This window comes from Streptomyces racemochromogenes, assembly GCF_044129415.1.
Lineage (GTDB): Bacteria > Actinomycetota > Actinomycetes > Streptomycetales > Streptomycetaceae > Streptomyces > Streptomyces racemochromogenes_A.
This window is the reverse complement of record NZ_JBBDHD010000002.1, coordinates 125,505-151,204: the sequence shown is the minus strand read 5'-3', so window position 1 is coordinate 151,204 and position 25,700 is coordinate 125,505. Positions and strand designations below refer to the sequence as shown.

The following is a 25,700-nucleotide window of genomic DNA, read 5'->3' as shown; positions in this document are numbered from 1 at the left end:
TCGGTCGTCGAGTCGGGTCGTCGATCAGATGCGGGCGAGGACCTGCGTGAGCAGGGTGCCCATGCGGGCGGCGGAGTCGCGGCCGGCCTGGAGGACCTCTTCGTGGTTCAGCGGCTCGCCGGACAGGCCCGCGGCCAGGTTGGTGACCAGGGAGATGCCGAGCACCTCGGCGCCGGCCTCACGGGCGGCGATGGCCTCCAGCACGGTGGACATCCCGACCAGGTCGGCGCCCATCACGCGGATCATGTTGATCTCGGCCGGGGTCTCGTAGTGCGGGCCGGGGAACTGGACGTAGACGCCCTCTTCGAGGGTCTCGTCGATCTCCTTGCACATCGCGCGCAGGCGCGGCGAGTACAGGTCGGTCAGGTCCACGAAGTTCGCGCCGACGATCGGAGAGGTGGCGGTGAGGTTGAGGTGGTCGCTGATCAGGACGGGCTGGCCGGGCTTCATGCCCTCGCGCAGGCCGCCGCAGCCGTTGGTGAGGACGACGGTCTTGCAGCCGGCGGCGACGGCGGTACGGACGCCGTGCGCGACGGCGGCGACGCCGCGGCCCTCGTAGAAGTGGGTCCGGCCCAGGAAGAGCAGCGCGCGCTTGTCGCCGATCTTGTACGAGCGGATCTTGCCGCCGTGGCCCTCGACGGCGGGCGGCGGGAAGCCGGGCAGCTCGGTGACCGGGAACTCGGCCTCGGGCGCGCCGAGCGCCTCTGCGGCGGGGGCCCAGCCGGAGCCCATGACGAGGGCGACATCGTGGGATTCGACGCCGGTGAGCTCGCGGAGGCGGGCGGCGGCGGCGTCGGCGGCGGCGAAGGGGTCGGTAACAGATGCGTTCACGCAGACGAGCGTAGCCGCTGTTGGCCTACGCGCGTAGATGGCACAGCTCACGGTGTTCGGATCGTTGCCTTGTCGTTTCCGCCGAAACGTCCCGGAGGGGGTGGTGAGGGCCCTGCGGGGGCGCGGGGACCGCTGCGCGGAGCCGCCCGCCCCGCCCCGCCCCCGCCCTGCGTCAGCAGGGGCGCTTGCGGAGTTCCATCACGTAGTCGTGCGGGGCGCCGGCCGACTCGGCCGCGTCGGCGATCTCGCCCAGGTAGCGGGCCGAGGGGAGGCCGCCCTCGTAGCCGTTGAGGACGTAGCACCAGGCGGCCTCCTCGCCGTCCAGCGTGTGCACCCGGATCCGCATGCGGCGGTAGATGTCCAGGCCGACGCCCTCCCAGCGGTCCATGGAGTCCTCGTCCAGCGGCGCGATGTCGTACAGGGCGACGAAGACCTGCTGGCGGGGGGCCTCCACGATGGTGGCGAGGGCGCCCTCCCAGCCCATCTGCTCGCCGCCGAAGGTCAGCCGCCAGTCGTTGATCCAGCCCGTGCCGCGCAGCGGCGAATGCGGAGCGCGGCGCGTCATCAGCCGCGGGTCGAGGTTGCCGGCGTACGCGGCGTAGAGCGACATGAGGTCGAGGGTACGGGAGGGGCGCCCCGGCACGCGTGCCCGGATGCCGCACGGATGGCGGGACCGGGAGTGGAGCACCTTGAAGCGTGCGGGACAATGGGCGTGGAATGCATCCCCCGGGGAGACCCCCCGGATCGCCGGCCGGGGCGGCAGCCGGCCGGGCAGACGTGAGGCGGAGTTTTCGTGACCCGGATCGTGATCATCGGCGGCGGACCCGGCGGGTATGAGGCGGCCCTGGTGGGGGCCCAGCTCGGCGCGGAGGTGACCGTCGTCGACTGCGACGGTCTGGGCGGGGCGTCGGTGCTGACCGACTGCGTGCCCTCCAAGACCCTCATCGCGACCGCCGAGGTCATGACCACCTTCGACTCCTCGTACGAGGAGCTCGGCATCGTCGTCGCCGACGACACCCCGCCCATCGAGCAGGCCGCCCGCGTCGTCGGTGTCGACCTCGGCAAGGTCAACCGGCGCGTGAAGCGCCTCGCGCTGGCCCAGTCGCACGACATCACCGCCTCCGTGACCCGGGCCGGCGCCCGCGTCCTGCGCGGCCGCGGCAAGCTCGGCGGGCCGCAGGGCATCGACGGCACCCGGGACGTGATCGTCACCGCGGCCGACGGCACGGAGACGATCCTCACCGCGGACGCCGTCCTGATCGCCACCGGCGGCACCCCCCGGGAGATCCCCGACGCGATGCCCGACGGGGAGCGGATCCTGAACTGGACGCAGGTCTACGACCTGGAGGAGCTCCCCGAGGAGCTCATCGTGGTCGGCTCCGGCGTCACCGGCGCCGAGTTCGCCGGCGCCTACCAGGCGCTGGGCTCCCGGGTGACGCTGGTGTCCTCCCGCGACCGCGTGCTGCCGGGCGAGGACCCGGACGCGGCCGCCGTCCTGGAGGACGTCTTCCGCCGCCGCGGCATGAACGTCATCGGCCGCTCGCGCGCCGAGTCCGCCAAGCGGGTCGGCGACCGGGTGGAGGTCACCCTCTCCGACGGCCGGGTCATCAGCGGCACCCACTGCCTGATGGCGGTCGGTGCGATCCCCAACACCCGGGACATGAACCTGGAGGAGTCCGGGGTCCGGCTGAAGGAGTCCGGCCACATCTGGACCGACAAGGTCTCGCGGACGTCCTCGCCGGGCGTGTACGCCGCCGGTGACGTCACGGGCGTCTTCGCGCTGGCCTCCGTCGCCGCCATGCAGGGCCGCATCGCGATGTACCACTTCCTCGGCGACGCGGTGGCCCCGCTGAACCTGAAGACGGTCTCCTCGAACGTCTTCACCGACCCCGAGATCGCCACTGTCGGTTACACCCAGGCCGACGTGGACGCCGGGAAGATCGACGCCCGTGTCGTGAAGCTGCCCCTGCTGCGCAACCCGCGCGCCAAGATGCAGGGCATCCGGGACGGCTTCGTGAAGCTGTTCTGCCGTCCGGGCACCGGGATCGTGGTCGGCGGCGTGGTCGTCTCGCCGCGCGCGAGCGAGCTGATCCACCCCATCTCGATCGCCGTGGACAACAACCTGACGGTCGAGCAGATCGCAAACGCGTTCACGGTGTACCCCTCGCTGTCCGGTTCGATCGCCGAGGTCGCCCGTCAGCTGCACACGCGCAAGACCGCCGCAGAGGCGTAGGGCCGCGACTGCGCCCGGATCAACCGCCCCTTCCCGTACGGGGATTGGGGCGGATTCCCGGGAGCGGGGAGGGCCGCCGGGCGGGCGCCGGGCGACCGTTCGGACGCGTATACCACTTGTCGCCCCACGGTATGGACAACTTCGGTATTCCGGCGCAAGGAGCTGAAACAAGACGGTCGTTGGGGTTACTGTCAGTTTCGTGTTCGCTGCTGAACGTCGCCAATTGATCCTCGAAATGGTGCGTGCCAACGGAGCGGTTTCGCTCCGTGAGCTCGCCCGCGTCGTCCAGACCTCCGAAGTGACCGTACGGCGGGACGTGCGGGCACTGGAGGCAGAAGGACTCCTCGACCGCCGGCACGGCGGTGCGGTCTTGCCGGGCGGTTTCACGCGGGAGTCCGGCTTTCCGCAAAAATCCCATCTCGCGACGGCGGAGAAGACCGCCATCGCCGATGTCGCGGCCGGCCTCGTCGAAGAAGGCGAGGCCGTCGTCGTCGGCGCGGGCACCACGACCCAGGAGCTGGCCCGCCGGCTCGCACGGGTGCCCGGTCTGACCGTCGTCACCAACTCGCTGCTCGTCGCCCAGGCGCTGGCGCACGCCAACCGGGTGGAGGTGGTGATGACCGGCGGCACGCTGCGCGGGTCGAACTACGCCCTCGTCGGCAGCGGCGCCGAGCAGTCCCTCCAGGGGCTGCGGGTGTCGCGGGCCTTCCTGTCCGGCAGCGGTCTGACCGCCGAGCGCGGGCTGTCCACGTCCAACATGCTCTCCGCGAGCGTGGACCGGGCGCTGGTGCAGGCGGCGGCGGAGGTGGTGGTCCTCGCCGACCACACGAAGCTGGGCACCGACACGATGTTCCAGACGGTGCCGACGGACGTGATGACGCGGCTCGTGACGGACGAGCCCCCGCCGCACGACGACCGGGCCGCCACCGAGCTCCAGGCGCTCGCCGACCAGGGCGTGCAGATCACCGTGGCCGGGGCCGCGCCGGCCTCCGGCGGGCACGGGGGCGCCGGGGAGGGCATGCCGGGGCGCAGGCCGCGCCGGGACGCGCCGCTGCCGGTGCAGCGGCGGGGCGGACCGACGGCGCAGCTGCGGAGCGCGCCCGCGGGGCTGCTGGAGCAGCAGGCGGGGGAGCGGGCCCGGGTCGCCGACATGCGGCGCCGCTAGCCGCCGGCCGCTCGGCGTTCGCCGCCGAGGTCCCGTCCGCCGGCTTCCGCCGCCGTGCCCCCGGCCGGTGTCCACCGGGCCGTCCCCGCCAGGGCGGCCCGTCGGACACCGGCCGGCGGCGCGCTGGGGCCCCGGCGGGGGCCCGCTCCCTGGCGGCTCCGCCCCCAGGCCCCCGCGCCTCGAACGCCGGCGGGCTGGATCCTGCCGCGCGCGAAGGCCCCCGGCCCGGGGGATGGTCCGGGGCGGGGGCCTTCGTGATGTGCGGGGGCGTCAGTCCTTGATCTCGCAGATCGTGGCGCCGGAGGTGAGGCTCGCGCCGACCTCGGCCGTCAGGCCGACGATCGTGCCGGAGCGGTGCGCGTTCAGCGGCTGCTCCATCTTCATCGCCTCCAGGACGACGATCAGGTCGCCCTCGTTGACCTGCTGGCCCTCCTCCACGGCGACCTTCACGATCGTGCCCTGCATCGGCGAGGCGAGGGTGTCACCGGAGGCGGCCGGGCCGGACTTCTTGGCCGCGCGGCGCTTCGGCTTGGCGCCGCCCGCGGCGGCCGTGCGGGCCAGGGTCATGCCCAGCGAGGACGGGAGGGAGACCTCCAGCCGCTTGCCGCCGACCTCGACGACGACGGTCTCGCGGCCGGGCTCGTCCTCGGTGTCGTCGGCGGCCGGAGCCGAGAACGGCGGGATCTCGTTGACGAACTCGGTCTCGATCCAGCGGGTGTGGACCGTGAACGGGTTGCCGTCGGCCGGGGCGAAGGCGGGGTCGGCGACGACCGCGCGGTGGAACGGGATGGCGGTGGCCATGCCCTCCACGTTGAACTCCGCCAGGGCGCGCGCGGCCCGCTGGAGGGCCTGCTCGCGGGTGGCGCCGGTGACGATCAGCTTGGCCAGCAGCGAGTCCCAGGCGGGGCCGATGACCGAGCCGGCCTCCACGCCGGCGTCCAGGCGCACGCCCGGGCCGGTCGGGGCGTCGAACCGGGTGACGGTGCCGGGGGCGGGCAGGAAGTTGCGGCCCGGGTCCTCGCCGTTGATGCGGAACTCGAAGGAGTGGCCGCGCAGGACCGGGTCCCCGTAGCCGAGCTCCTCGCCGTCGGCGATGCGGAACATCTCGCGGACCAGGTCGATGCCGGCGACCTCCTCGGTCACGGGGTGCTCGACCTGGAGGCGGGTGTTGACCTCCAGGAAGGAGATCGTGCCGTCGGTGCCGACGAGGAACTCGACGGTGCCCGCGCCGACGTAGCCGGCCTCCTTGAGGATGGCCTTGGACGCGGCGTAGAGCTCGGCGTTCTGGGCCTCGGACAGGAACGGGGCCGGGGCCTCCTCGACGAGCTTCTGGTGGCGGCGCTGGAGCGAGCAGTCACGCGTGGAGACGACGACCACGTTGCCGTGGGAGTCGGCCAGGCACTGGGTCTCGACGTGGCGCGGCTTGTCGAGGTAGCGCTCGACGAAGCACTCGCCGCGGCCGAAGGCGGCCACGGCCTCGCGCACGGCGGACTCGTACAGCTCGGGGACCTCTTCGAGGGTGCGGGCGACCTTCAGACCGCGGCCGCCGCCGCCGAAGGCGGCCTTGATCGCGATGGGCAGCCCGTTCTGCTCGGCGAAGGCGACGACCTCCTCCGCCCCGGAGACCGGGTCGGGGGTGCCGGCGACCAGCGGGGCGCCGGCGCGCTGGGCGATGTGGCGGGCGGCCACCTTGTCGCCGAGGTCGCGGATGGCCTGCGGCGGCGGGCCGATCCAGGTCAGGCCCGCGTCGATGACGGCCTGGGCGAATTCGGCGTTCTCGGACAGGAAGCCGTATCCGGGGTGGATGGCGTCCGCACCCGAGTCGGCGGCGGCCTGCAGGACCTTGCCGATGTCGAGGTAGCTGGCCGCAGGGGTGTCACCGCCCAACGCGAAAGCTTCGTCTGCCGCGCGGACGTGCAGAGCGTCCCGGTCCGGATCGGCGTAGACGGCTACGCTCGCGATCCCGGCGTCCCGGCAGGCCCGAGCAACGCGGACAGCGATTTCGCCACGGTTGGCGATGAGCACCTTGCGCACGATGGCTCCCTCCTTGAAACAAGCTGAGTTTAGGGACTGCCGACACGGCCTTACGACCCTTCCCCGGTGGTGAGCTTGCCCACACAGAGCGTGATGCGAGTGCCCCTTGAGTGTGAAAACCCTTGTGTCGCCCCAGGTCAGGGAGATCCCCGACTGCACAGTAACCCCGTGGCGCGTCGAAGGTCTCTGTTCGGCGGGTCAGCGGCCCCCGTCGATTCTTTGTGGAGTCCCTACGAACGGCCTAGGCAATCTTTGCGTGAGAGCCGTCACGGCCCCGGTCCCGTAACGGAGCGGCCCGAACCCCTTGTCCGCGGGTTTACTCGTTAGTAGCCTCCGTGGCGTCGAACACGCTTGTGGCGTGGGAGGGATGGGGGCGTCGTGCTGCGCAGACTCGTGGCGGGGCTGGGCGCGCTCGCGCTCGTCGCCGAGGCGGCGGTGCTCGTGGTCGTCCATCTCGTGCTCGGCCGGGCGACGGCCGGTCAGTCGATGTCGGTCGCCGGCAGTGACCCGGAGGTCATGTCCAAGGCGACGTACGGGCTGGGGGCCGCCCTCGGGGCCTTCCTCCTGCTGGCCGCCGCGCTCCTCGCCGCAGCCGCCGTGCGCGACCACCCGCCCGGTCGCACCGCCCGGGTGGTGCTCGTCGCCGCCGCCGTCACCCATGTGGTCCTCGGCGCCCTCGCCGCCGCACTCGTCGGCTGGGGCGCCTTCGCGGCGGTCATGTCGGCCTTCTGCCTGATCGCGGGGACCCTGATCCTCCACGGGGACCGGACGGGACCGCCGCGGCAGGGGCTCAGACCCACAAGTCCGTGATGGAAACGTCCAGTTCGCCCAGCAGGGAGCGCAGCAGCGGCATCGACAGGCCGATGACGTTGCCCGGGTCCCCGTCGATGCCGTCGATGAACGCGGACGACAGCCCGTCCAGGGTGAACGCCCCGGCCACGTGCAGCGGCTCACCGCTCTCCACGTACGCCGCCACCTCCGCGTCCGTCGGCTCGCCGAAGCGGACCGTCGTCGAGGCCGTCGCCGAGACCTGACGCCCCGTCGCCGTGTCGATCACGCAGTGGCCCGTGCGCAGGACGCCGGCCCGCCCGCGCATCGACTTCCAGCGGGCCGTGGCCTCCGCCGCGTCGGCGGGCTTGCCCAGCGCCTCGCCGTCCAGCTCCAGCACCGAGTCGCAGCCGATCACCAGCGCGCCGGCGGCCTCCGGCAGCTCGGCCACCACCCCCGCCTTGGCCTCGGCCAGGGCCAGCGCCAGCCCGGCCGGCTCGTCGTGGTTCAGCGTGTCCTCGTCGAAGCCGCTGACGATCACGTGCGGGGCCAGACCGGCCTGCCGCAGCAGGTTCAGCCGGGCGGGGGAGGCGGAGGCGAGGACGAGCGTGCGTACGGTCATGGGGGCCAGCCTAGGCCGTGTCTAGAACGGCGCCACGCCCAGTACGTAGATGCCCACCACCGTCGCCAGCAGCAGCACCACGAGCATCCGCCGCAGCATGGCCTGGGCGTCGCGCATGTCCTTCGGCGGCTCGTCCTTCGGGTCTGACCAGAGCATGCTCCGATCCTTGCCCTGGTACACCGGGTGGCGCCTGAGTACGGGTACTCAGGCGCCACCGTCCGTTCGCGCCATATTCCGCGGGCGCCGCGCGGGTTCAGCCCTGGTGGGGCCAGTACGTACGCCCCCACGCCCGCGGCCCCGGCCGCAGCGCGTGCCGGCGGGCCACCCGGCCCGGCGCCGCCCACTCGTCCGGGACCCGGGGCGCGCCCGACGGCGCCGAGGCCAGCGCCGCCGCGCGCAGGTGGACCACCGCCAGTGCGGCGGCCAGCTCCTCGGGGGTCGGGTTGCCCTTGACGACCTTGATCATCACTGTGAGCTCCTCGGGAACCTAGAGGGGGATGTTGCCGTGCTTCTTCGGGGGCAGCGACTCCCGCTTGGTGCGCAGCTGCCGCAGTCCCTTCACCACGTGGGCGCGGGTCTCGGACGGCATGGTCACCGCGTCGATGTAACCGCGCTCGGCGGCGGTGTAGGGGTTGAGCAGGGTGTCCTCGTACTCGGTGATGAGCCGGGCCCGGGTCTCCTCCACCTCCTCCGGAGCGGCTTCCGCGATGGTGCGCCGGTGCAGGATGTTCACCGCGCCCTGCGCGCCCATGACGGCGATCTGGGCGGTCGGCCAGGCCAGGTTCAGGTCAGCGCCGAGGTGCTTGGAGCCCATGACGTCGTAGGCGCCGCCGAAGGCCTTGCGGGTGATGACGGTGATGAGGGGGACGGTGGCCTCGGCGTAGGCGTAGATCAGCTTCGCCCCGCGCCGGATGATTCCGTTGTACTCCTGGTCCGTGCCCGGGAGGAAGCCCGGGACGTCGACGAACGTCAGCACCGGGATGTTGAAGGCGTCGCACGTCCGTACGAAGCGGGCGGCCTTCTCCGAGGCGTTGATGTCCAGGCAGCCGGCGAACTGCATCGGCTGGTTGGCGACCACGCCCACCGGGTGTCCCTCGACGCGGCCGAAGCCGGTGAGGATGTTCGGGGCGAACAGGGACTGCGTCTCCAGGAACTCCCCGTCGTCCAGCACGTGCTCAATCACAGTGTGCATGTCGTACGGCTGGTTCGCACTGTCCGGGATCAGCACGTCGAGTTCGAGGTCGGCGTCGGAGACCTCGGTGTCCGCCTCCTCCGGGAAGGCCGGCGGCTCGGAGAGGTTGTTCGACGGCAGGTACGCGAGGAGCGACTTCACGTACTCGATGGCGTCCTTCTCGTCACCCGCCATGTGGTGCGCCACGCCCGAGGTGGAGTTGTGGGTCCGCGCACCGCCCAGCTCCTCGAAGCCGACGTCCTCGCCGGTGACAGTCTTGATGACGTCCGGGCCGGTGATGAACATGTGCGAGGTCTGGTCGACCATGACCGTGAAGTCGGTGATGGCCGGGGAGTAGACGGCGCCGCCGGCGCAGGGGCCGACGACCAGGCTGATCTGCGGGATCACGCCGGAGGCGTGGACGTTGCGGCGGAAGATCTCGCCGTACATGCCCAGCGCGCTGACGCCCTCCTGGATGCGGGCGCCGCCGGAGTCGTTGATGCCGACGACCGGGCAGCCGGTCTTCAGCGCGAAGTCCATCACCTTGATGATCTTCTGGCCGTAGACCTCGCCGAGGGCTCCGCCGAAGACGGTGAAGTCCTGTGAGAACACGGCCACCGGGCGGCCGTCGACCGTGCCGTAGCCGGTGACGACGCCGTCGCCGTAGGGGCGGGTCTTCTCCAGTCCGAAGTTGGTCGACCGGTGCCGGGCGAACTCGTCCAGCTCGACGAACGACCCCTCGTCCAGCAGCAACGCCACTCGCTCACGTGCCGTCAGCTTGCCCTTGGCGTGCTGCTTCTCGACGGCGCGCTCGGAACCGGCGTGCGTGGCTTCCTCGACTCGGCGCCGCAGGTCCGCGAGCTTGCCCGCGGTCGTGTGCATGTCGATCGGCTCTGAGGGTTGGGACATCGGGGTCGCGGCTCCCTGTGTGGTGTCAACTGCCTGGTCAATTGATTGACTGCTGCTGGCTACTGGTGCGTAGCGTATCGGCGGGCATGGCGCTCGGCAGTGCGGCGTTTGACACACCTACATTGGGTTGCATGACTCCACAAGATGCTTCAGCCGGAGCGACGCCGGGCCGCTGGTCGAGCCTGGACCGGCCGCCCCTGAACGCCTCCGCCCTCTCGCGGGCCCTCGTCACCGGGGGCGGGCTGTGGACCTCCCTGGAGGTCGTTCCCTCCACCGGGTCCACCAACTCCGATCTCGCCGCGCGGGCCGCCGGGCTGCCCGAGGGGGCCGTGCTGGTCGCCGAGGAGCAGACCGCCGGCCGGGGGCGCCTCGACCGCAGCTGGGTCGCGCCGGCCCGGTCCGGGCTGTTCTTCTCCGTGCTGCTCAAGCCGGGCCCGGGCGTGCCCGAGGAGCGGTGGGCGTGGCTGGCCCTGCTCGCCGGGGTGGCCACCGCGACCGGGCTGTCGCGGGCCGCGGGTGTGGACGCGCTGCTCAAGTGGCCCAACGACCTGCTGGTGACGGTGGAGGGCGAGGAGCGCAAGGCCGGCGGGATCCTCGCCGAGCGGGTGGGGGACGGGGTGGTCATCGGGATCGGCCTCAACGTGACCCTCACCGAGGACGAGCTCCCCGTGCCGCAGGCGGGTTCCCTGACGCTCGCGAAGGCGGCGGTGACGGACCGGGAACCGCTCCTGAAGGCCGTGCTGCGGTCCCTGGAGGAGTGGTACGGGCGCTGGCGCGACGCCGCCGGGGACCCCGGGGACAGCGGGCTCCAGGAGACGTACGCGGCGGGCTGCGCCACGCTCGGCCGGCACGTCCGGGCGGACCTGCCGGGGGGTCGGGAGCTCACCGGGACGGCCGAGGCGCTGGACACCGAGGGGCACCTGGTGATCCGGACGGCCGAGGGGGAGCGGGTGGCGGTAGGCGCGGGAGACGTGGTGCACCTGCGGCAGGTGAGGTAGAGGCTGGAAAGGGGGCCGGGTGCGGGGCCGGGGCGCGAGGGTCCCCTGTCCGGCCGAAGCGGGCACGAGGCTCTGAGCCGAGGGGCCGCGCCCGGGGAACGGGTCCGGGCGCGCGGAGGAAACCGCGGGGTACGAGCGGTTTTCGAGCGCGCGCGGAGCCGTCGGCCGGGCTCGGGCGCCCCGGAGACGAAGGGCCTCCCGAAAGAGGGGTGAGTGAGCTACGGCACACCTGCCGTATGGTTTAGGCGATCCCGTCGGGCTCCCGGGAATGCGCACGGAATGGACAGGAGGCGGCCCTTGACCGTCGGCGACTCTACGTCCAGCGCGTCCCCCTCCGGCCCCGCGGGCGGTCACGGGACCCCGATCGGGCGGGACCAGCACACCCCCTTCCACGAGGTCGACCACGCGGCGCAGCCCACGGCCGATCCGCTCGCCATCCGGCTGGAGCAGCTCATCCTGGGCGCCGAGCGGCGCTACACGCCCTTCCAGGCGGCCCGCAGCGCCGGTGTGTCGATGGAGCTGGCCTCCCGCTTCTGGCGGGCCATGGGTTTCGCGGACATCGGGCAGGCCAGGGCCCTGACCGAGGCCGACGTCCTGGCGCTGCGGCGCCTCGCGGGCCTGGTGGAGGCCGGGCTGCTGTCCGAGCCGATGGCGGTGCAGGTGGCGCGTTCCACCGGGCAGACCACGGCCCGGCTGGCCGAATGGCAGATCGACTCCTTCCTGGAGGGGCTGACGGAGCCGCCGGAGCCCGGGATGACCCGTACGGAGGTCACGTACCCGCTGGTGGAGCTGCTGCTGCCGGAGCTGGAGGAGTTCCTCGTCTACGTGTGGCGGCGCCAGCTGGCGGCGGCCACGGGCCGGGTGGTGCAGGTCGCGGACGACGAGGAGATGGTCGACCGGCGGCTCGCGGTGGGCTTCGCGGACCTGGTGGGGTTCACCCGGCTCACCCGCAGGCTGGAGGAGGAGGAGCTCGGCGAGCTGGTCGAGGCCTTCGAGACGACGGCTGCGGACCTGGTCGCCGCGCACGGCGGCCGGCTGATCAAGACGCTCGGCGACGAGGTGCTCTACGCCGCCGACGACGCGGCGACGGCGGCGGAGATCGCGCTGCGGCTGATCGAGACGATGGAGGCGGACGCGAAGATGCCGGAGCTGCGCGTCGGCATAGCGTTCGGGACGGTGACGACCCGGATGGGCGACGTCTTCGGGACGACGGTGAACCTGGCCAGCCGGCTGACCTCCATAGCGCCGAAGGACGCGGTGCTGGTGGACGGCGCGATGGCCGAGGAGCTGGGCCGGACGGGGGCCGCGCCGAAGTCCGAGAAGGACGCCGAGAACGAGGAGGGCGGCGGCTCGTACCGTTTCGCGCTCCAGCCGATGTGGCAGCGGCCGGTGCGCGGACTGGGTGTCGTGGAGCCCTGGTCGTTGACGCGGCGGACGCCTAAGATCCCCGGGTAACGTTCGTTAACTTTTCCGGGAGAGTGTGCCGTGGGCGGGAGCGAAGTCCGGTTCGGGGAGTTCGTGGCGGTGCGGCGGCACGGTGACGGCGGGGTGGTCGCGGAGCTGGTGCTGGACCGGCCCAAGGCCATGAACGCCGTCTCGACGGAGATGGCGCGCTCGATCTCCGCCGCCTGCGACGCGCTCGCGGCGGACGACGGCGTACGGGTCGTCGTCCTGTCCTCCACCCACGAGCGGGCCTTCTGCGTGGGCGCGGACCTCAAGGAGCGCAACTCGCTGTCGGACGCCGAGCTGGTGCGGCAGCGGCCGACCACCCGCGGTGCGTACGGGGGCGTGCTGGAGCTGCCGATGCCGACGGTCGCGGCGGTGCACGGCTTCGCCCTGGGCGGCGGCTTCGAGCTGGCGCTGGCCTGCGACGTGATCGTGGCCGACGAGACGGCGGTCGTGGGGCTGCCGGAGGTGTCGGTCGGCGTGATCCCCGGCGGCGGCGGGACGCAGCTGCTGCCGCGCCGGGTCGGCGCGGCGCGGGCCGCCGAGCTGATCTTCACGGCCCGCCGGGTGGAGGCGTCCGAGGCGCTGTCCCTGGGGCTGGTGGACGAGGTGGCGCCGGCCGGCGGGGACCGCGCGCGGGCGCTGGAGCTGGCGGCGGCGATGGCGGCGAACTCCCCGGTCGGACTGCGCGCGGCCAAGCGGGCGCTGCGGCTGGGGCACGGGATGGACCTGACGGCCGGGCTGGAGATCGAGGACGCGGCCTGGCGGACGGTGGCCTTCTCGGGCGACCGGGCGGAGGGCGTGGCGGCGTTCAACGAGAAGCGCAAGCCGCAGTGGCCGGGCCGGTAGGGCGGTAGCGGACCGCTCGCCGTCCGGTGGCGGCCGCGCGATGTGGTTTCGGGTTCACCCAAACTCGCGCCATCCCTCACTTAATCGGATAAACCTCCCTAATCTGGGGTGATGGGAGTTGACGGACGGCTTCGGGCCGTCGTGGGCCTCGCGCAGGCCATGGCGGCGGCCTGCGCGCCGCGGGACAGCGTCCGGGCCGCGGCCCGGGGGGCCCGGCTGGCGATGGACGGGTCCTTCGCGGCCATCTCCGCCTGGGAGCGGGAGCGGGGCCGGCTGCGGGTCCTGGTGAACGAGGGGGAGCTGCGGCCCGGGGAGCAGGAGTTCCCCGAGGACGAGTCCTACCCCGTGCACGACTTCCCGGAGATCGCCGAGTTCCTGCACGAGCGCTGGGCCGGCGGCGGCGGGCCGCACGCCTGGGTCGACAGCGCCGACGGGGGCCGGCCGGGGCGCCGGGCCGCGGCCCTGAGGGCGCGCGGGCGCGGGACGTGCGTGGTCGCGCCGATCGTGCTCAGCGGGCGCGCCTGGGGGGAGCTGTACGTCGCCCGGAACGAGGGGCTCCCCGGGTTCGACGACACCGACGCGGAGTTCGCGACCGTCCTCGCGGCCGTCGTGGCGGCCGGGCTCGCGCAGAACGAGCGCCTGGAGGAGGCCCGGCGCCTGGCCTTCACCGATCCGCTGACCGGTCTGGCCAACCGCCGGGCGGTGGACATGCGGCTCGACGAGGCGTTGGAGGAGCACCGGCGTACGGGGGCGGTGGTGAGCCTGGTGGTCTGCGATCTCAACGGCCTCAAGAAGGTCAACGACACCCTCGGCCACGCGACGGGCGACCGGCTGCTGGAACGGTTCGGCTCGGTGCTCAGCCTGTGCGGGGCCCTGCTGGCGGGGTCGCTGGTGGCGCGGCTGGGCGGGGACGAGTTCTGCCTGGTCAGCGTCGGCCCGTCGGCGGACGAGGTGGTGCGGGTCACCGAGGAGGTGTGCGTACGGGCCGCCGCGCTGGAGCTGGGGGAGGGCGTGGCCTGCGGGGTGGCCTCCACCGGAGACCCGATCGGGGCGGTGAAGTCCTCCCGGCGGCTGTTCCGGCTGGCCGACGCGGCGCAGTACAAGGCGAAGGCGGCCCGGTCCACGGGCCCGGTGGTCGCGGGACGGGACACGGCGGTGGTGCGGCTGGCCGATGCGGCGGCCCGTGAGTCGCCGGGGGAGCGGCGGCGGTTCCGGGGGCGGCAGTAGGCGGCCGGGGCGGAGGTTGATCCGTAAGGGGTAACCAGCCGACCCGATCGTGACATTCTCAGCTAGTGACATGAAGGGATTCAGTCCGTAGGGTGCTGAATATGGATATGCACACTGTCGTGGTGGGGACCTCCGGGACCACCGCCGAGGACGTCATCGCCGTCGCCCGAGGCAACGCGCGGGTCGAGCTGTCCGGCGAGGCGCTGGACGCCCTCGGCCGCGCCCGCGAGATCGTCGACGCGCTCGCCGCCAAGCCCGAGCCCGTCTACGGCGTCTCGACCGGCTTCGGCGCCCTCGCCTCCCGGCACATCAGCCCCGAGCTGCGCGCGCAGCTCCAGCGCAACATCGTCCGCTCGCACGCCGCCGGCATGGGCCCCCGCGTCGAGCGCGAGGTCGTCCGCGCCCTGATGTTCCTGCGCCTGAAGACGGTGGCCTCCGGTCACACCGGCGTACGGCCGTCGGTCGCCCAGACCATGGCCGACCTGCTCAACGCGGGCATCACCCCCGTCGTCCACGAGTACGGCTCCCTCGGCTGCTCCGGCGACCTCGCGCCCCTGTCCCACTGCGCCCTCGCGCTCATGGGCGAAGGCGACGCCGAGGGCCCCGACGGCGTCGTCCGCCCGGCCGGCGAACTCCTCGCCGAGCACGGCATCGAGCCCGTCGAGCTCCGCGAGAAGGAGGGCCTCGCCCTCCTCAACGGCACCGACGGCATGCTCGGCATGCTGGTCATGGCCCTCGCCGACCTGCGCACCCTCTACACCTCCGCCGACATCACCGCCGCCCTCACCCTGGAGGCGCTGCTCGGCTCGGAGAAGGTCCTCGCGCCCGAGCTGCACGCCATCCGCCCCCACCCCGGCCAGGGCGCCGCCGCCGCCAACATGGCCGCGGTGCTCAAGGGCTCCGGGCTCACCGGGCACTTCCAGGAGGAGTCCGCGCCGCGCGTGCAGGACGCCTACTCCGTGCGCTGCGCCCCCCAGGTCGCCGGCGCCGGCCGCGACACCCTCGCGCACGCCGCCCTCGTCGCCTCCCGCGAGCTGGCCTCCTCCGTCGACAACCCGGTCGTCCTGCCCGACGGCCGGGTCGAGTCCAACGGCAACTTCCACGGCGCGCCCGTGGCCTACGTCCTGGACTTCCTGGCCATCGCCGCAGCGGACCTCGGCTCCATCGCCGAACGGCGCACCGACCGCCTCCTGGACAAGAACCGCAGCCATGGTCTGCCGCCGTTCCTCGCGGAGGACGCCGGCGTCGACTCCGGCCTCATGATCGCCCAGTACACGCAGGCCGCCCTGGTCAGCGAGATGAAGCGGCTCGCCGTCCCGGCCTCGGCCGACTCCATCCCCTCCTCCGCCATGCAGGAGGACCACGTGTCCATGGGCTGGTCGGCGGCGCGCAAGCTGCGCACCGCGGTCGACAACCTGACCCGCATCATCGCCATCGAGCTGTACGCGGCCACCCGCGCCCTGGAGCTGCGCCACGGCCTCACCCCCGCCCCCGCCAGCCAGGCCGCGCTCGCGGCCGTCCGCGCGGCGGGCGTCGAGGGCCCCGGCCCGGACCGCTTCCTGGCCCCCGACCTCGCGGCGGCCGACGCCTTCGTCCGCGCGGGCGGCCTGGTGGCGGCGGTCGAGCCCGTGACGGGCCCGCTGGCGTAGCGGCCGCACCCTGCCGGCAGAGGCCGCGCTCCGGAGGAACCCGGGGCGCGGCCTTCGGCTTTGCCCCTCCGCGACAGGCCCTAACCCACCCGCGAGCGGCGGACGGAGAAGGTGACGAAGCCCGCTCCCAGGCCCAGGCAGAGGGTGCCGCCCAGGACGTACGGGGTGGTGTCCACGCTGCCCGTGTCGGCCAGGGAGAGGACCGTGATCGTCGCGGGGCGTGCCTCCGGGGCGGCGGCGCCGTCCTCCCCGCCTTCGTCGGTCCCGTCGCCCGTGACCGTCACCGTGCCCGTGTTGGCGGCCGCGGGGGCTCCGGAGGAGGTCTCGGGGGCCGGGGCGGTGGCGTTCGCCGACGGGACGAACCAGAGGGCGGCGAGGAGGGTGGTCGCTCCGAGAGCGGTGAGCAGCGGTCGGCGTGCGGACACGGGGCGATCCCCCTTGCGGAAGCAGCGAATTGGCCGTGAGCGCAGATGCTAGTGAAAGGGGCGGGTCGTGGGAAAGTCGAGGCTGTCGCGGGCTTACTCTCCGTCGTATGAACCCTTCTGAGACCTCACGTTATGTACGACTTCGGGTGGATTTGGTGCTGGAGGTGTCGGATTCCGATGCCCTCATCGGCGCCGCCCTCGCCCACATCAAGGCCGACGAGTTCATGCCGGACGAGGAACGCGGCCACGCCGAGTCCGCGGTGCGGGAAGATGAGTCGGAGGCCCTGGCCTACCTCGTCGACCCGACGGACCTGGTCGCGGAGCTCGCCGGTGTGGAGCTGGCCCAGGCCTCCTGGAGCAGCGAGCCCGTCGAATACGACCCCGAGTCCCTGGAGTGGGACCTGGACGAGGAAGATGGGCACTTCGAAGAAGAGGCCGACAACGCCTGACCGTGGGGTTGCACACATTCGAACGGAGTGTGGAACCGATCCGCGTCGTTAACGCGTTGTCAGGACGTGCAGGGGGCGATGCCCCCTGCCCGGCCCGATCCCGGGAATGCAGCCTCGGGGTTTCCGGCAACGATGGAGTGACGTGTGAGGACGTACAGCAAGCGGCGGCGAAGGCCCCTGGTGGCCGTGTCCGCCGTGCTCGGCGGCGTACTGATGCTTTCGGCCTGCAATGACGGGGGTGCCGACAAGTCGCAGGACGGCACGGCCAAGTCGCAGGCCGATGTCGACGCGGCGGCGGCGAAGGACGCCTCCAAGGCGAAGATAGCGATCACGCCGAAGGACGGCGCCACCAACATAGCCACGACCGACGGAGCGAGCGTCACGGTCAGCGACGGAACGCTCACCAAGGTCGAGTTGAAGAGCTCGGACGGTACGGCCGTCGAAGGCAAGATCGCGGCCGACGGCAAGAGCTGGAAGCCGGACGCGGCGCTGAAGCGTTCCACGAAGTACGCCCTGTCGGCGACCGCGAAGGACGAGTCGGGGCGCGAGGCACACGAGAACGCCTCCTTCACCACCCTCTCGCCCGAGAACAGCTTCATCGGCGACTACACGCCGGAAGAGGGTCAGACGGTCGGCGTGGGCATGCCGGTCTCGATCAACTTCAACAAGCCGATCAAGGACATGAAGGCCGTCCAGGCGGCCATCACGGTCACCTCCAGCAGCGGCCAGGAGGTCGTCGGCCACTGGTTCGGCAACCAGCGCCTGGACTTCCGTCCGGAGCAGTACTGGAAGGCGAACTCCACCGTCACCCTGAAGCTGGCGCTCCAGGGTGTACAGGGCGCGCCCGGCATCCAGGGCGTGCAGAACAAGACGGTCACCTTCAAGATCGGCCGGAGCCAGGTCTCCACGGTCGACACGAAGACCAAGAAGATGACGGTCACCCGGGACGGGCAGGTCCTCAAGACCATCCCGATCTCGGCCGGCTCCCCGGAGAACCCGACCTACAACGGCCAGATGGTGATCTCCGAGAAGTTCAAGGAGACCCGGATGGACGGCTCCACCGTCGGCTTCAAGAACAGTGAGGGCAAGGGCGAGTACGACATCAAGGACGTCCCGCACGCGATGCGGCTGTCCACGTCGGGCACGTTCATCCACGGCAACTACTGGGGCGCCGACTCCATCTTCGGCAGCGTGAACACCAGCCACGGCTGTGTCGGTCTCAACGACTCCAAGGGCGCCAACGACCCGGACACCGCCGGTGCCTGGTTCTACGAGAACTCGCTCATCGGCGACGTGGTCACCGTGGTGAACTCCCCGGACAAGACCATCAAGCCGGACAACGGCCTCAACGGCTGGAACATGAGCTGGGCGGAGTGGAAGGCCGGCCCGTCCGCGTGACGTGACGTGACGCGGCGGTGAGCCGATGCGCGTGCGGCGGGGAGTCCTCGGGGCTCCCCGCCGTTCGCGTTCAGGCCCGCTCCTCCGAGGGCGCCTGCAGGGGCGCGGGCGAGGACGCGCCCGAGGACCCCGGGGCCATGGGGGCCGTCCACGACGACAGCAGGCGCAGGGCGTCCGCCGACGGGGAGCCGGGCTCCGCGTGGAAGGTGACCAGGAACTGCGCCGGATCGTCGGGCAGGGTCAGCGTCTCGAAGGCCAGCTCCAGCTCGCCCACCAGCGGGTGGCGCAGCCGCTTCACCCCGTGGGTCTTGTCGGCCACCGTGTGCGCCGCCCACAGCCGGCGGAACTCCTCGTTCTTCACCGACAACTCCCCGACCAGCGCCGTCAGCTGCTCGTCGTCGGGGTGCTGGCCGGCGTACAGGCGCAGGTTGCTGACCACCTCGCAGGCCCGGCACTCCCAGTCCGCGTACAGCTCCGCCGTCGCCGGGTCGAGGAACACCAGCCGCACCAGGTTCCGCTCCGCCGCCGGGTGCGCGCCGAAGTCCCCGAAGACGGCCGCCGCCAACCGGTTCCAGCCGATCACGTCCTGGCGCCGCCCCACCAGGTACGCCGGTACGCCCTCCATCGCGTCCAGCAGCGTGCGCAGCTCCGGGCGGACCTGCTGGGGGCGCCGGGCACGGCCCTGCTTGCGGGTGCGCGGGCTCGCCAGGTGGTTCAGGTGCGCCGTCTCGGCGTCGCCCAGGCGCAGCGCCCGCGCGACGGCGTCCAGGACCTCCGCGGAGACGTTGTGGCCGTGGCCCTGCTCCAGGCGCGTGTAGTACGCCACCGACACCCCGGCCAGCTGCGCCAGCTCCTCCCGGCGCAGCCCCGGGACGCGGCGCCGCCCGTAGTCGGGCAGGCCCACGTCCTCGGGGCGCAGCCGGGCGCGGCAGGTACGGAGGAAGTCGCCCAGTTCGGCTCGTTGGTCCAGGTGGTGGGGGTCCATAGCGCCAGTATCCGTGGCGGGAGGGCACGGCGCGGGGCTCAGCCTGACCCCCTCAGGGGTAGGTCCGGCAGTCGTAGGCACAGCAGGGGACTGGGTGGCCGCGGCGCGGCGGGGCATCGTGGAGCCCGTCGCAGTACGGACGCCCGGGCCGGCCCTTCCGGTGGGCCCCGGCGTCCTCGTCCGAGGAGAGCACCCCATGTCCGTCACCCAGGCAGCCGCCTACGCAGCCCCCGCCCCCAAGGCCCCGCTGGAGCGCACGACCGTTCCGCGCCGCCCGGTCGGCGAGCACGACGTCCTCATCGAGATCAAGTACGCCGGCATCTGCCATTCCGACATCCACCAGGCCCGCGACGGCTGGGGCGAGGGCATCTTCCCCATGGTCCCGGGCCACGAGATCGCCGGTGTGGTGGCCGAGGTCGGCGAGGGCGTGTCCCGGTTCGCGGTCGGCGACCGGATCGGCGTCGGCTGCCTGGTCGACAGCTGCCGCACGTGCGAGTACTGCCTGGCCGGGCAGGAGCAGCACTGCGTCAAGGGCGCGACCGGCACGTACAACGCGCTCGGCCGGGACGGCGAGCCCACCTACGGCGGCTACTCCACGCACCTGGTCGTGGACGAGAACTACGCCGTGCGCATCCCCGAGGGCCTGTCCCTCGACGTGGCCGCGCCCCTGCTGTGCGCCGGCATCACCCTGTACTCCCCGCTGAAGCACTGGGGCGCCGGGCCGGGCAAGAAGGTCGCGGTCGTCGGCCTCGGCGGCCTCGGGCACATGGGCGTGAAGATCGCGCACGCGCTGGGCGCGGAGGTGACCGTCCTGTCGCAGTCCCTGCGCAAGAAGGAGGACGGGCTGCGGCTGGGCGCCGACCACTACCACGCGACCGCCGACGAGGCCACCTTCACGGAGCTGAGGGGCCGCTTCGACCTGATCCTGTCCACGGTCTCGGCCCCGCTGGGCCTGGACCGGTACCTGTCCCTGCTGCGGGTCGGCGGCGCGCTGGTGAACGTGGGCGCCCCGGAGGAGCCGGTGGAGCTGAACCTGTTCTCGGTCATCGGCGGCAACAAGACGCTGGCCGGGTCCATGATCGGCGGCATCGCCGAGACCCAGGAGATGCTCGACTTCTGCGCCGAGCACGGCCTGGGCGCGGAGATCGAGGTGATCAGCGCCGAGCAGATCAACGAGGCGTACGAGCGGGTCCTGTCCAGCGACGTCCGCTACCGCTTCGTCATCGACACCTCGACGATCTGACCCCGCCCGTCCTCCCGCCTCCAGGACGGCGGGCTCGCCGTAGACCCGGTAGCCGGTGGGAGGAGATCAGCCCGGCGCCCCCGTAGTGGCGCCGGGCGCGGGTCACTCCCCGGGGGCCGGGGCCACGCCGATGGGGCAGGAGACGCCCGTGCCGCCGATGCCGCAGTAGCCGCCGGGGTTCTTGTCGAGGTACTGCTGGTGGTACGGCTCCGCCGGCCAGAAGGGGCGGTCCTCCGCGGGGAGGACGGCGGTGGTGATCGTGCCGTGGCCCGAGGACGTGAGGACCCGCTGGTAGGCGTCGCGGGAGGCTTCGGCGGCCTTCTGGTGGGCGGGGGAGTGGGTGTACACCGCCGAGCGGTACTGGGTGCCGACGTCGTTGCCCTGGCGGAAGCCCTGGGTGGGGTCGTGGGACTCCCAGAACAGCTTCAGCAGGGTTTCGTAGGAGACGGCGGCCGGGTCGAAGACCACGCGGACGACCTCCGTGTGGCCGGTGAGGCCCGAGCAGACCTCCTCGTACGACGGGTTGCGCGTGTAGCCGCCCTGGTAGCCGGCCAGGGTGGTCCACACGCCGGGGGTCTGCCAGAACTTGCGCTCCGCGCCCCAGAAGCAGCCCAGGCCGAAGTCGGCCACCTCCAGCCCCTCCGGGTAGGGGCCGGCGAGGGGGTTGCCGAGGACGGTGTGGCGCTCGGGCAGGGAGAACTGCGCCTCCGGGCGGCCCTTGAGGGCCTCCTCGGGGGTGGGGAGCTCGGGCGTGCGGCGGTACGAGAACATGGAATTCCCTCCTTGTGGGAGGCACAACGGACGGGGGGGGGCGGGGGTTCCCCCCCCCCCCCCCCCGGCGGTCACGCGTCCGGCGCCGTCACGTCCACCGCCCAGTCTCCGCGACGAAGCCCAGGGCGACGGCGGCGGCGGCCTTGCGGGCCTGCTCGTCGGTCCGGGCGGCCTCGGTCCGCGCGTCCAGGGCGCCGATCTCGGCTTCGAGCCGCTTGGCCTTGCGGATGACGAACACGCCGCGCAGCACCCAGCAGACGACGGCGAGCAGCAGGACGCCGAGGACGGCGAGTACGAGGGTCACGGGGCGAGCACCAGCTTCCGCAGGAGTCCGGTGTCGGGCAGGTCGGCGACGGCCGCGTCCAGGGCGGGGCCGAGCTCGTCCTCGAATCCGGGAACGGGGTAGGACAGGGCGGCCGGCTCCGACCAGGACAGCTCCCAGCGGGCGGCGCCGCGCGCCAGCAGTTCGACGGTGACCAGCCGTTCGAGGGCGCGCCGGACGACCGGGCGGGCGAACTCGCGGGCGGTGCGGCCGGTCGCGGCCCGCGCCTCATCGGACTTCGGGAACCGGTCGGCGATCCGCCAGCGCACCGCCGGGTCGGCGTCCACGGCGTCCAGCAGGTCGCCCAGGCCGGGGCCCGCGCCCTCGGCGGTGAGGGCCTCGCGGATCTCCTCGGCGCCCCGGCCGACGTAGGTGGTCATCGACCGGTGGACGAGCTCGTCCCAGTCCACGCGGGTGAGGGACAGGGCCTCGGGGGTGAGGACGGCCTGCTCCAGCGCGGCCAGGGCCTCCTGCGGGGAGGAGAGCAGTTCCAGGGCCGGTCGGGCCGCCTGGCCGGTGCGGCCGTCGTCGGGCAGGGCCTCGATGCGGGCCACGCGCTCGGCGAGCGCGGGGTGCGAGTCGTACGGGGAGGCGGGCTCGGTGGACAGCTCGCGGCGCATGTCCTCCAGCTCGGCGGCACGGGCGTCGAGGAGGTGGCGCAGACCGCCGAAGACCTGCCCGGGGGCCGGCAGCAGGCCGGCGCCGACGCCGAGGGTGGCGTACGAGCGCATGTAGAAGCCGTGCGCCGAGCCGAGGGCGCCCAGCTCGCGCAGCGCGGAGGCGGCGGAGTCGCGGCCGGCGACGCGGAACGAGGCGAGGTCGGCGGCGAGTTCCTGGCGGCGCGAGGAGGACAGGGTGGCGCGCATGTAGAAGTGGGCGTACCCGGTGTAGATCTTCGCCATGGCGCGGTAGGAGACGCCCGCGCCGTCGGTGTCGATCTCCTTGGCCTTCTTGCCCCGGGCGATCCGCTTCTCGGCGCGCTTCTCCTGCCGGGCGCGCTCCTTGGCCTCGGTGTTGTCGGCGCGCTCGTGGAAGTGGGCGATGGTGCGCACCAGTTGCGCGCGGCCGCGGGCGATGAGGGGGGTGAGGCGGGTGTCGAAGTTGGCGTAGTGGCCCATCTCGTGGGCGAGGACGGCGCGCAGCTGCATCTCGTCCAGGCCGGTCATCAGGGGCAGGCCGAGGTAGAGGCGGCGGGTGCCGGCCCGCAGGCCGAGGAACCGCGCGTCCTCGGAGACGGCGGCGTTGACCTCGTCGATCAGCACGATCTCGTCGGGGGCGCGGGTGCCGACCTGGTCGGCGATCTCGCGGACGGCCTGCCACAGGGCGGGCTCCTGCGCCTCGGTGACGCGGACGCCGGGCAGGGGCCCGGGCCGGGGGGTGCGGAGCATGAACATGCCGCGGACGATCGGGACGGCGAGGACCGCGGTGCCGATGACGATCTTCCCGGCGACCGCGCCGTGCAGCCAGGCGAAGGCCGCCCAGTCGGCGAGCCCGAGGGCGGCGAGCAGGACGAAGCTCAGCAGGTAGAAGCCTGCGAGCAGGACGAGGGCGCGCAGAGCGCGCAGCGAAGCGCCCATATGGACGGGGTCCCCCCACGGGATGGCGCGGCGTTCTGACGCGCTTGGTGCGATGTTTACGCGCACCTTATGTCTCCGCGGGGGCGGCCGGAAGCCGGGGGTGCCGGGGGCCGCGGGCCGCATCCCGCCCCCCGTCGCCCCGTCCGCGCGCCCGCGTCGCCCCGTCCGCGCGCCCGCGCGCGGCAACTCCCGTACGCCCGGCGCCGGATCAGTGCGGCAGCGTCGCCGGCGAGCCGCCGTTCGCCTCGTAGCCCGCCACCGCCAGCGCCCGGACCACCGCGTACGCGTGCGCCGGGTCCTCGGCGGCCGACCAGGGGAGCGCGCCCACGTAGCCGTCGACGTGCCGCACCTGCTCCATCGCCTCCGCCCAGCGCTCCATCCTCACCAGGAACCACAGCAGCAGGTGCCGTACGTGCGCCAGCATCGGGTCGTCCGGCCGGGCCTGGTGCACCGCGAACAGGGCCCCCTCCACCGCCCGCGAGACGACCGCGGTCCGCCCGAAGTCGCTCACCAGCAGCTGGTCGGGCAGGTTCTCGTACACGGAGAACAGCGGCAGCGCCGCGAGCAGTGAACCCCGCGGGGCGCGGGCCGCGGCGGCCTCGGCGAAGGCGGCCGCCTTCTCCCGCGAACCGTGCCACTTCTCGCACCAGTAGTGCAGGGCCGCCAGGTGCGCGCCCAGGTGGGCGGGCGCCACGTCGATCACCTTGGCCCACAGGGCGTCGAACTCCGCCTCGGAGTAGCCCAGTCCCCGCGCCACCGCCAGCTCCGTGATGAACGGCACCGGGTCGCCGGGCGCCAGCAGCGCCGCCTTGCGGCAGGCCTCCCGCGCCTCCTCCAGCATGATCCGGTGGTCCTGCGCGCCCACCCCGCCGGAGGACCGCCAGGCCTGCTGCACCAGCAGCTCCGCGTGCACCTGGGCGCCGCCCGCGTCCTTCTCCGCCTCCAGACGCCACGCCTTCAGCCACGGCGCACCGACCCCCGGACGCCGGACGAGGTCCAGCGCCGCCGCCCCGCCGAAGGCCTGCACCCGCTGCCAGCGCAGCTCGCCGTCCTTCGGGGTGCCGGCCAGCAGCGCGGAGGCGGCCTGCCATCCGCCGCCGCGCTGGACGTTCTCCAGAGCGTCCATCAGGTCCTGGTCGGGCCCGGGCACCCGGACGTCGAGCTCCTCCTGCCGCGCGAACCCGTAGTCCGCGGGGTCGGCGGCGTCGGGGCTGCCGGGGGAGACCAGGCGCAGCCCGCCGCGCCGGATCCGCACGAACCGATAGATCATGAGGCCGGCCAGGGCCGATGTCATCAGGACCCACAAAATCTGCATGCCTCCCAGCGAACCAGACCCGGCCGGTCGAACGCGAATGTGAAGCGGGCCCCGGTCCCGCGGCCGGCCGGGTCAGCGCCGGGTCGCCGCCGCGTCAGGCCAGGAGAGGAACGATTCCCGCGCGGGGCATAGCATCTGCCCCATGAGCGACGACAGCCACGAGCACCAGAGCTTCGAGACCCGTGCGATCCACGCGGGCAACACGGCGGACCCGCAGACCGGCGCGGTCGTACCCCCGATCTACCAGGTGTCCACCTACAAGCAGGACGGGGTGGGCGGCCTGCGCGGCGGCTACGAGTACAGCCGCAGCGCCAACCCGACCCGCACCGCGCTGGAGGAGAACCTCGCGGCGCTGGAGGGCGGCCGGCGCGGCCTCGCCTTCGCGTCCGGGCTCGCCGCCGAGGACTGCCTGCTGCGCACGCTGCTCGCCCCGGGCGACCACGTGGTCATCCCCAACGACGCCTACGGCGGCACCTTCCGCCTCTTCGCCAAGGTCGTCGCCCGCTGGGGCGTGGAGTGGTCGGTCGCCGACACCTCCGACGCCGAGTCCGTGCGCGCGGCCATCACCCCGAAGACGAGGGTCATCTGGGTCGAGACCCCCTCGAACCCGCTGCTGGGCATCACCGACATCGCGATGATCGCGGACATCGCCCGCACGGCCGGCGCGAAGCTCGTCGTCGACAACACCTTCGCCTCCCCCTACCTGCAGCAGCCGCTCGCGCTCGGCGCCGACGTGGTCGTGCACTCGCTGACCAAGTACATGGGCGGCCACTCCGACGTCGTCGGCGGCGCCCTCGTCACCGCGGACGAGGCCCTCGGCGAGGAGCTCGCCTACCACCAGAACGCCATGGGCGCCGTCGCCGGCCCCTTCGACTCCTGGGTGGTGCTGCGCGGCATCAAGACCCTGGCCGTACGCATGGACCGGCACGCCGAGAACGCGGCGAAGATCGTGGAGGTGCTCCAGCGCCACCCGAAGGTCACCAAGGTCCTCTACCCGGGCCTGCCCGAGCACCCGGGCCACGAGGTCGCCGCCAAGCAGATGCGCAACTTCGGCGGCATGGTGTCCTTCCAGGTCGCCGGCGGTGAGGAGGAGGCCGTCGCGGTCTGCGGCCGCACCCGGATCTTCACCCTGGCCGAGTCCCTCGGCGGCGTCGAGTCCCTCATCGAGCACCCGGGCCGCATGACGCACGCCTCGGTGGCCGGCTCCGCCCTGGAGGTCCCCGCGGACCTGATCCGCCTGTCCGTCGGCATCGAGAACGCCGACGACCTCATCGCGGACCTCACCCAGGCCCTGGGCTGACCTGCCCGCACCG

General features: G+C 72.9%; 25 protein-coding genes. 12 read left to right on the top strand and 13 right to left on the bottom strand.

Translation table 11 applies throughout. From position 1 onward, the window contains the following. Positions 1 to 24 precede the first annotated feature (24 nt). Both WDV06_RS01660 and WDV06_RS01655 read right to left on the bottom strand, forming a co-directional pair. Entirely contained in the window at positions 25 to 831 is an 807-nt protein-coding gene (locus WDV06_RS01660) for a purine-nucleoside phosphorylase (protein ID WP_045949141.1), read from the bottom strand. 172 nt (positions 832 to 1,003) lie between these two features. Continuing rightward, positions 1,004 to 1,441 carry a gamma-glutamylcyclotransferase gene (locus WDV06_RS01655; RefSeq protein ID WP_007266087.1) on the bottom strand — a complete coding sequence of 146 codons (438 nt, stop codon included), beginning with the start codon at positions 1,439 to 1,441 and terminating at the stop codon, positions 1,004 to 1,006. Positions 1,442 to 1,624: 183 nt separating this feature from the next. Between WDV06_RS01655 and WDV06_RS01650 the strand changes: the two genes are divergently transcribed. Both WDV06_RS01650 and WDV06_RS01645 read left to right on the top strand, forming a co-directional pair. Beyond that, complete coding sequence (locus tag WDV06_RS01650; protein WP_395507757.1) at positions 1,625 to 3,064, top strand: NAD(P)H-quinone dehydrogenase; 1,440 nt, start codon at positions 1,625 to 1,627, stop codon at positions 3,062 to 3,064. A 235-nt stretch (positions 3,065 to 3,299) separates the two neighbouring features. After that, positions 3,300 to 4,229 carry a DeoR/GlpR family DNA-binding transcription regulator gene (locus WDV06_RS01645; RefSeq protein ID WP_395507782.1) on the top strand — a complete coding sequence of 310 codons (930 nt, stop codon included), beginning with the start codon at positions 3,300 to 3,302 and terminating at the stop codon, positions 4,227 to 4,229. Positions 4,230 to 4,499: 270 nt separating this feature from the next. On the opposite strand, the gene WDV06_RS01640 is transcribed toward WDV06_RS01645, so the two are convergent. Then, positions 4,500 to 6,263 carry an acetyl/propionyl/methylcrotonyl-CoA carboxylase subunit alpha gene (locus WDV06_RS01640; protein WP_395507756.1) on the bottom strand — a complete coding sequence of 588 codons (1,764 nt, stop codon included), beginning with the start codon at positions 6,261 to 6,263 and terminating at the stop codon, positions 4,500 to 4,502. Between the two features lie 378 nt (positions 6,264 to 6,641). Between WDV06_RS01640 and WDV06_RS01635 the strand changes: the two genes are divergently transcribed. Then, positions 6,642 to 7,073, top strand: a complete 432-nt coding sequence (locus WDV06_RS01635; RefSeq protein WP_395507755.1) for a hypothetical protein — start codon at positions 6,642 to 6,644, stop codon at positions 7,071 to 7,073. On the opposite strand, the gene WDV06_RS01630 is transcribed toward WDV06_RS01635, so the two are convergent. From WDV06_RS01630 to WDV06_RS01615, 4 genes are all read right to left on the bottom strand, one after another. Then, a complete protein-coding gene (locus tag WDV06_RS01630; protein ID WP_395507781.1) occupies positions 7,054 to 7,662 on the bottom strand; it encodes a Maf family protein in 609 nt (202 codons plus the stop codon). The two genes, WDV06_RS01635 and WDV06_RS01630, sit on opposite strands and share 20 nt — an antisense overlap. A 12-nt stretch (positions 7,663 to 7,674) precedes the next feature. Further along, positions 7,675 to 7,809, bottom strand: coding sequence for a morphogenic membrane protein MmpB (mmpB, locus tag WDV06_RS01625; protein WP_395507754.1), 135 nt, complete (start codon positions 7,807 to 7,809; stop codon positions 7,675 to 7,677). A gap of 97 nt (positions 7,810 to 7,906) precedes the next feature. After that, positions 7,907 to 8,119 carry an acyl-CoA carboxylase subunit epsilon gene (locus WDV06_RS01620; protein WP_395507753.1) on the bottom strand — a complete coding sequence of 71 codons (213 nt, stop codon included), beginning with the start codon at positions 8,117 to 8,119 and terminating at the stop codon, positions 7,907 to 7,909. A 21-nt stretch (positions 8,120 to 8,140) separates the two neighbouring features. Further along, a complete protein-coding gene (locus WDV06_RS01615) occupies positions 8,141 to 9,733 on the bottom strand; it encodes an acyl-CoA carboxylase subunit beta (protein WP_395507752.1) in 1,593 nt (530 codons plus the stop codon). Positions 9,734 to 9,864: 131 nt separating this feature from the next. Here WDV06_RS01615 and WDV06_RS01610 point away from each other — a divergent pair, with 131 nt between their 5' ends. The 5 genes from WDV06_RS01610 to hutH all read left to right on the top strand — a co-directional run bounded on the left by WDV06_RS01610 (position 9,865) and on the right by hutH (position 15,902). Beyond that, the gene (locus tag WDV06_RS01610; protein ID WP_395507751.1) at positions 9,865 to 10,731 is read left to right on the top strand and encodes a biotin--[acetyl-CoA-carboxylase] ligase; all 867 of its coding nucleotides are present in this window, start codon (positions 9,865 to 9,867) and stop codon (positions 10,729 to 10,731) included. Between the two features lie 297 nt (positions 10,732 to 11,028). Further along, the gene (locus WDV06_RS01605; RefSeq protein WP_395507750.1) at positions 11,029 to 12,186 is read left to right on the top strand and encodes an adenylate/guanylate cyclase domain-containing protein; all 1,158 of its coding nucleotides are present in this window, start codon (positions 11,029 to 11,031) and stop codon (positions 12,184 to 12,186) included. Positions 12,187 to 12,216: 30 nt separating this feature from the next. Then, positions 12,217 to 13,026 (top strand): enoyl-CoA hydratase/isomerase family protein, encoded by an 810-nt coding sequence (locus WDV06_RS01600; RefSeq protein ID WP_395507749.1) that lies wholly within the window; start codon positions 12,217 to 12,219, stop codon positions 13,024 to 13,026. Positions 13,027 to 13,137: 111 nt separating this feature from the next. Further along, entirely contained in the window at positions 13,138 to 14,253 is a 1,116-nt protein-coding gene (locus WDV06_RS01595) for a GGDEF domain-containing protein (protein ID WP_395507748.1), read from the top strand. A gap of 107 nt (positions 14,254 to 14,360) precedes the next feature. Next, positions 14,361 to 15,902, top strand: coding sequence for a histidine ammonia-lyase (gene hutH / locus WDV06_RS01590; protein ID WP_395507780.1), 1,542 nt, complete (start codon positions 14,361 to 14,363; stop codon positions 15,900 to 15,902). 80 nt (positions 15,903 to 15,982) lie between these two features. On the opposite strand, the gene WDV06_RS01585 is transcribed toward hutH, so the two are convergent. Further along, the gene (locus WDV06_RS01585) at positions 15,983 to 16,327 is read right to left on the bottom strand and encodes a hypothetical protein (protein ID WP_395507747.1); all 345 of its coding nucleotides are present in this window, start codon (positions 16,325 to 16,327) and stop codon (positions 15,983 to 15,985) included. A gap of 164 nt (positions 16,328 to 16,491) precedes the next feature. Between WDV06_RS01585 and WDV06_RS01580 the strand changes: the two genes are divergently transcribed. Together WDV06_RS01580 and WDV06_RS01575 are read left to right on the top strand one after the other, a co-directional pair. After that, a complete protein-coding gene (locus WDV06_RS01580) occupies positions 16,492 to 16,776 on the top strand; it encodes a hypothetical protein (protein ID WP_395507746.1) in 285 nt (94 codons plus the stop codon). A gap of 144 nt (positions 16,777 to 16,920) precedes the next feature. Beyond that, positions 16,921 to 18,174 (top strand): L,D-transpeptidase, encoded by a 1,254-nt coding sequence (locus tag WDV06_RS01575; RefSeq protein WP_395507745.1) that lies wholly within the window; start codon positions 16,921 to 16,923, stop codon positions 18,172 to 18,174. A 70-nt stretch (positions 18,175 to 18,244) separates the two neighbouring features. Here the strand turns inward: WDV06_RS01575 and WDV06_RS01570 are convergent, their stop codons facing one another. Then, on the bottom strand, positions 18,245 to 19,159 hold the full coding sequence (locus WDV06_RS01570; protein WP_395507744.1) for a helix-turn-helix transcriptional regulator: 915 nt from the start codon (positions 19,157 to 19,159) through the stop codon (positions 18,245 to 18,247). Positions 19,160 to 19,355: 196 nt separating this feature from the next. On the opposite strand from WDV06_RS01570, the gene WDV06_RS01565 reads away from it, so the two are divergent. Continuing rightward, a complete protein-coding gene (locus WDV06_RS01565; RefSeq protein WP_395507743.1) occupies positions 19,356 to 20,402 on the top strand; it encodes an NAD(P)-dependent alcohol dehydrogenase in 1,047 nt (348 codons plus the stop codon). 102 nt (positions 20,403 to 20,504) lie between these two features. On the opposite strand, the gene msrA is transcribed toward WDV06_RS01565, so the two are convergent. The 4 genes from msrA to WDV06_RS01545 form a co-directional block, all read right to left on the bottom strand. Continuing rightward, complete coding sequence (msrA, locus tag WDV06_RS01560; RefSeq protein WP_395507742.1) at positions 20,505 to 21,173, bottom strand: peptide-methionine (S)-S-oxide reductase MsrA; 669 nt, start codon at positions 21,171 to 21,173, stop codon at positions 20,505 to 20,507. A gap of 88 nt (positions 21,174 to 21,261) precedes the next feature. After that, positions 21,262 to 21,477 carry a hypothetical protein gene (locus WDV06_RS01555; protein WP_395507741.1) on the bottom strand — a complete coding sequence of 72 codons (216 nt, stop codon included), beginning with the start codon at positions 21,475 to 21,477 and terminating at the stop codon, positions 21,262 to 21,264. Further along, positions 21,474 to 23,072 (bottom strand): M48 family metalloprotease, encoded by a 1,599-nt coding sequence (locus WDV06_RS01550; protein WP_395507740.1) that lies wholly within the window; start codon positions 23,070 to 23,072, stop codon positions 21,474 to 21,476. Before WDV06_RS01550 ends, WDV06_RS01555 begins: the two co-directional genes overlap by 4 nt. A 208-nt stretch (positions 23,073 to 23,280) precedes the next feature. Then, a complete protein-coding gene (locus tag WDV06_RS01545) occupies positions 23,281 to 24,387 on the bottom strand; it encodes a hypothetical protein (protein ID WP_395507739.1) in 1,107 nt (368 codons plus the stop codon). Between the two features lie 142 nt (positions 24,388 to 24,529). On the opposite strand from WDV06_RS01545, the gene WDV06_RS01540 reads away from it, so the two are divergent. Next, positions 24,530 to 25,687 (top strand): cystathionine gamma-synthase, encoded by a 1,158-nt coding sequence (locus WDV06_RS01540; RefSeq protein WP_395507738.1) that lies wholly within the window; start codon positions 24,530 to 24,532, stop codon positions 25,685 to 25,687. Positions 25,688 to 25,700 lie beyond the last annotated feature (13 nt).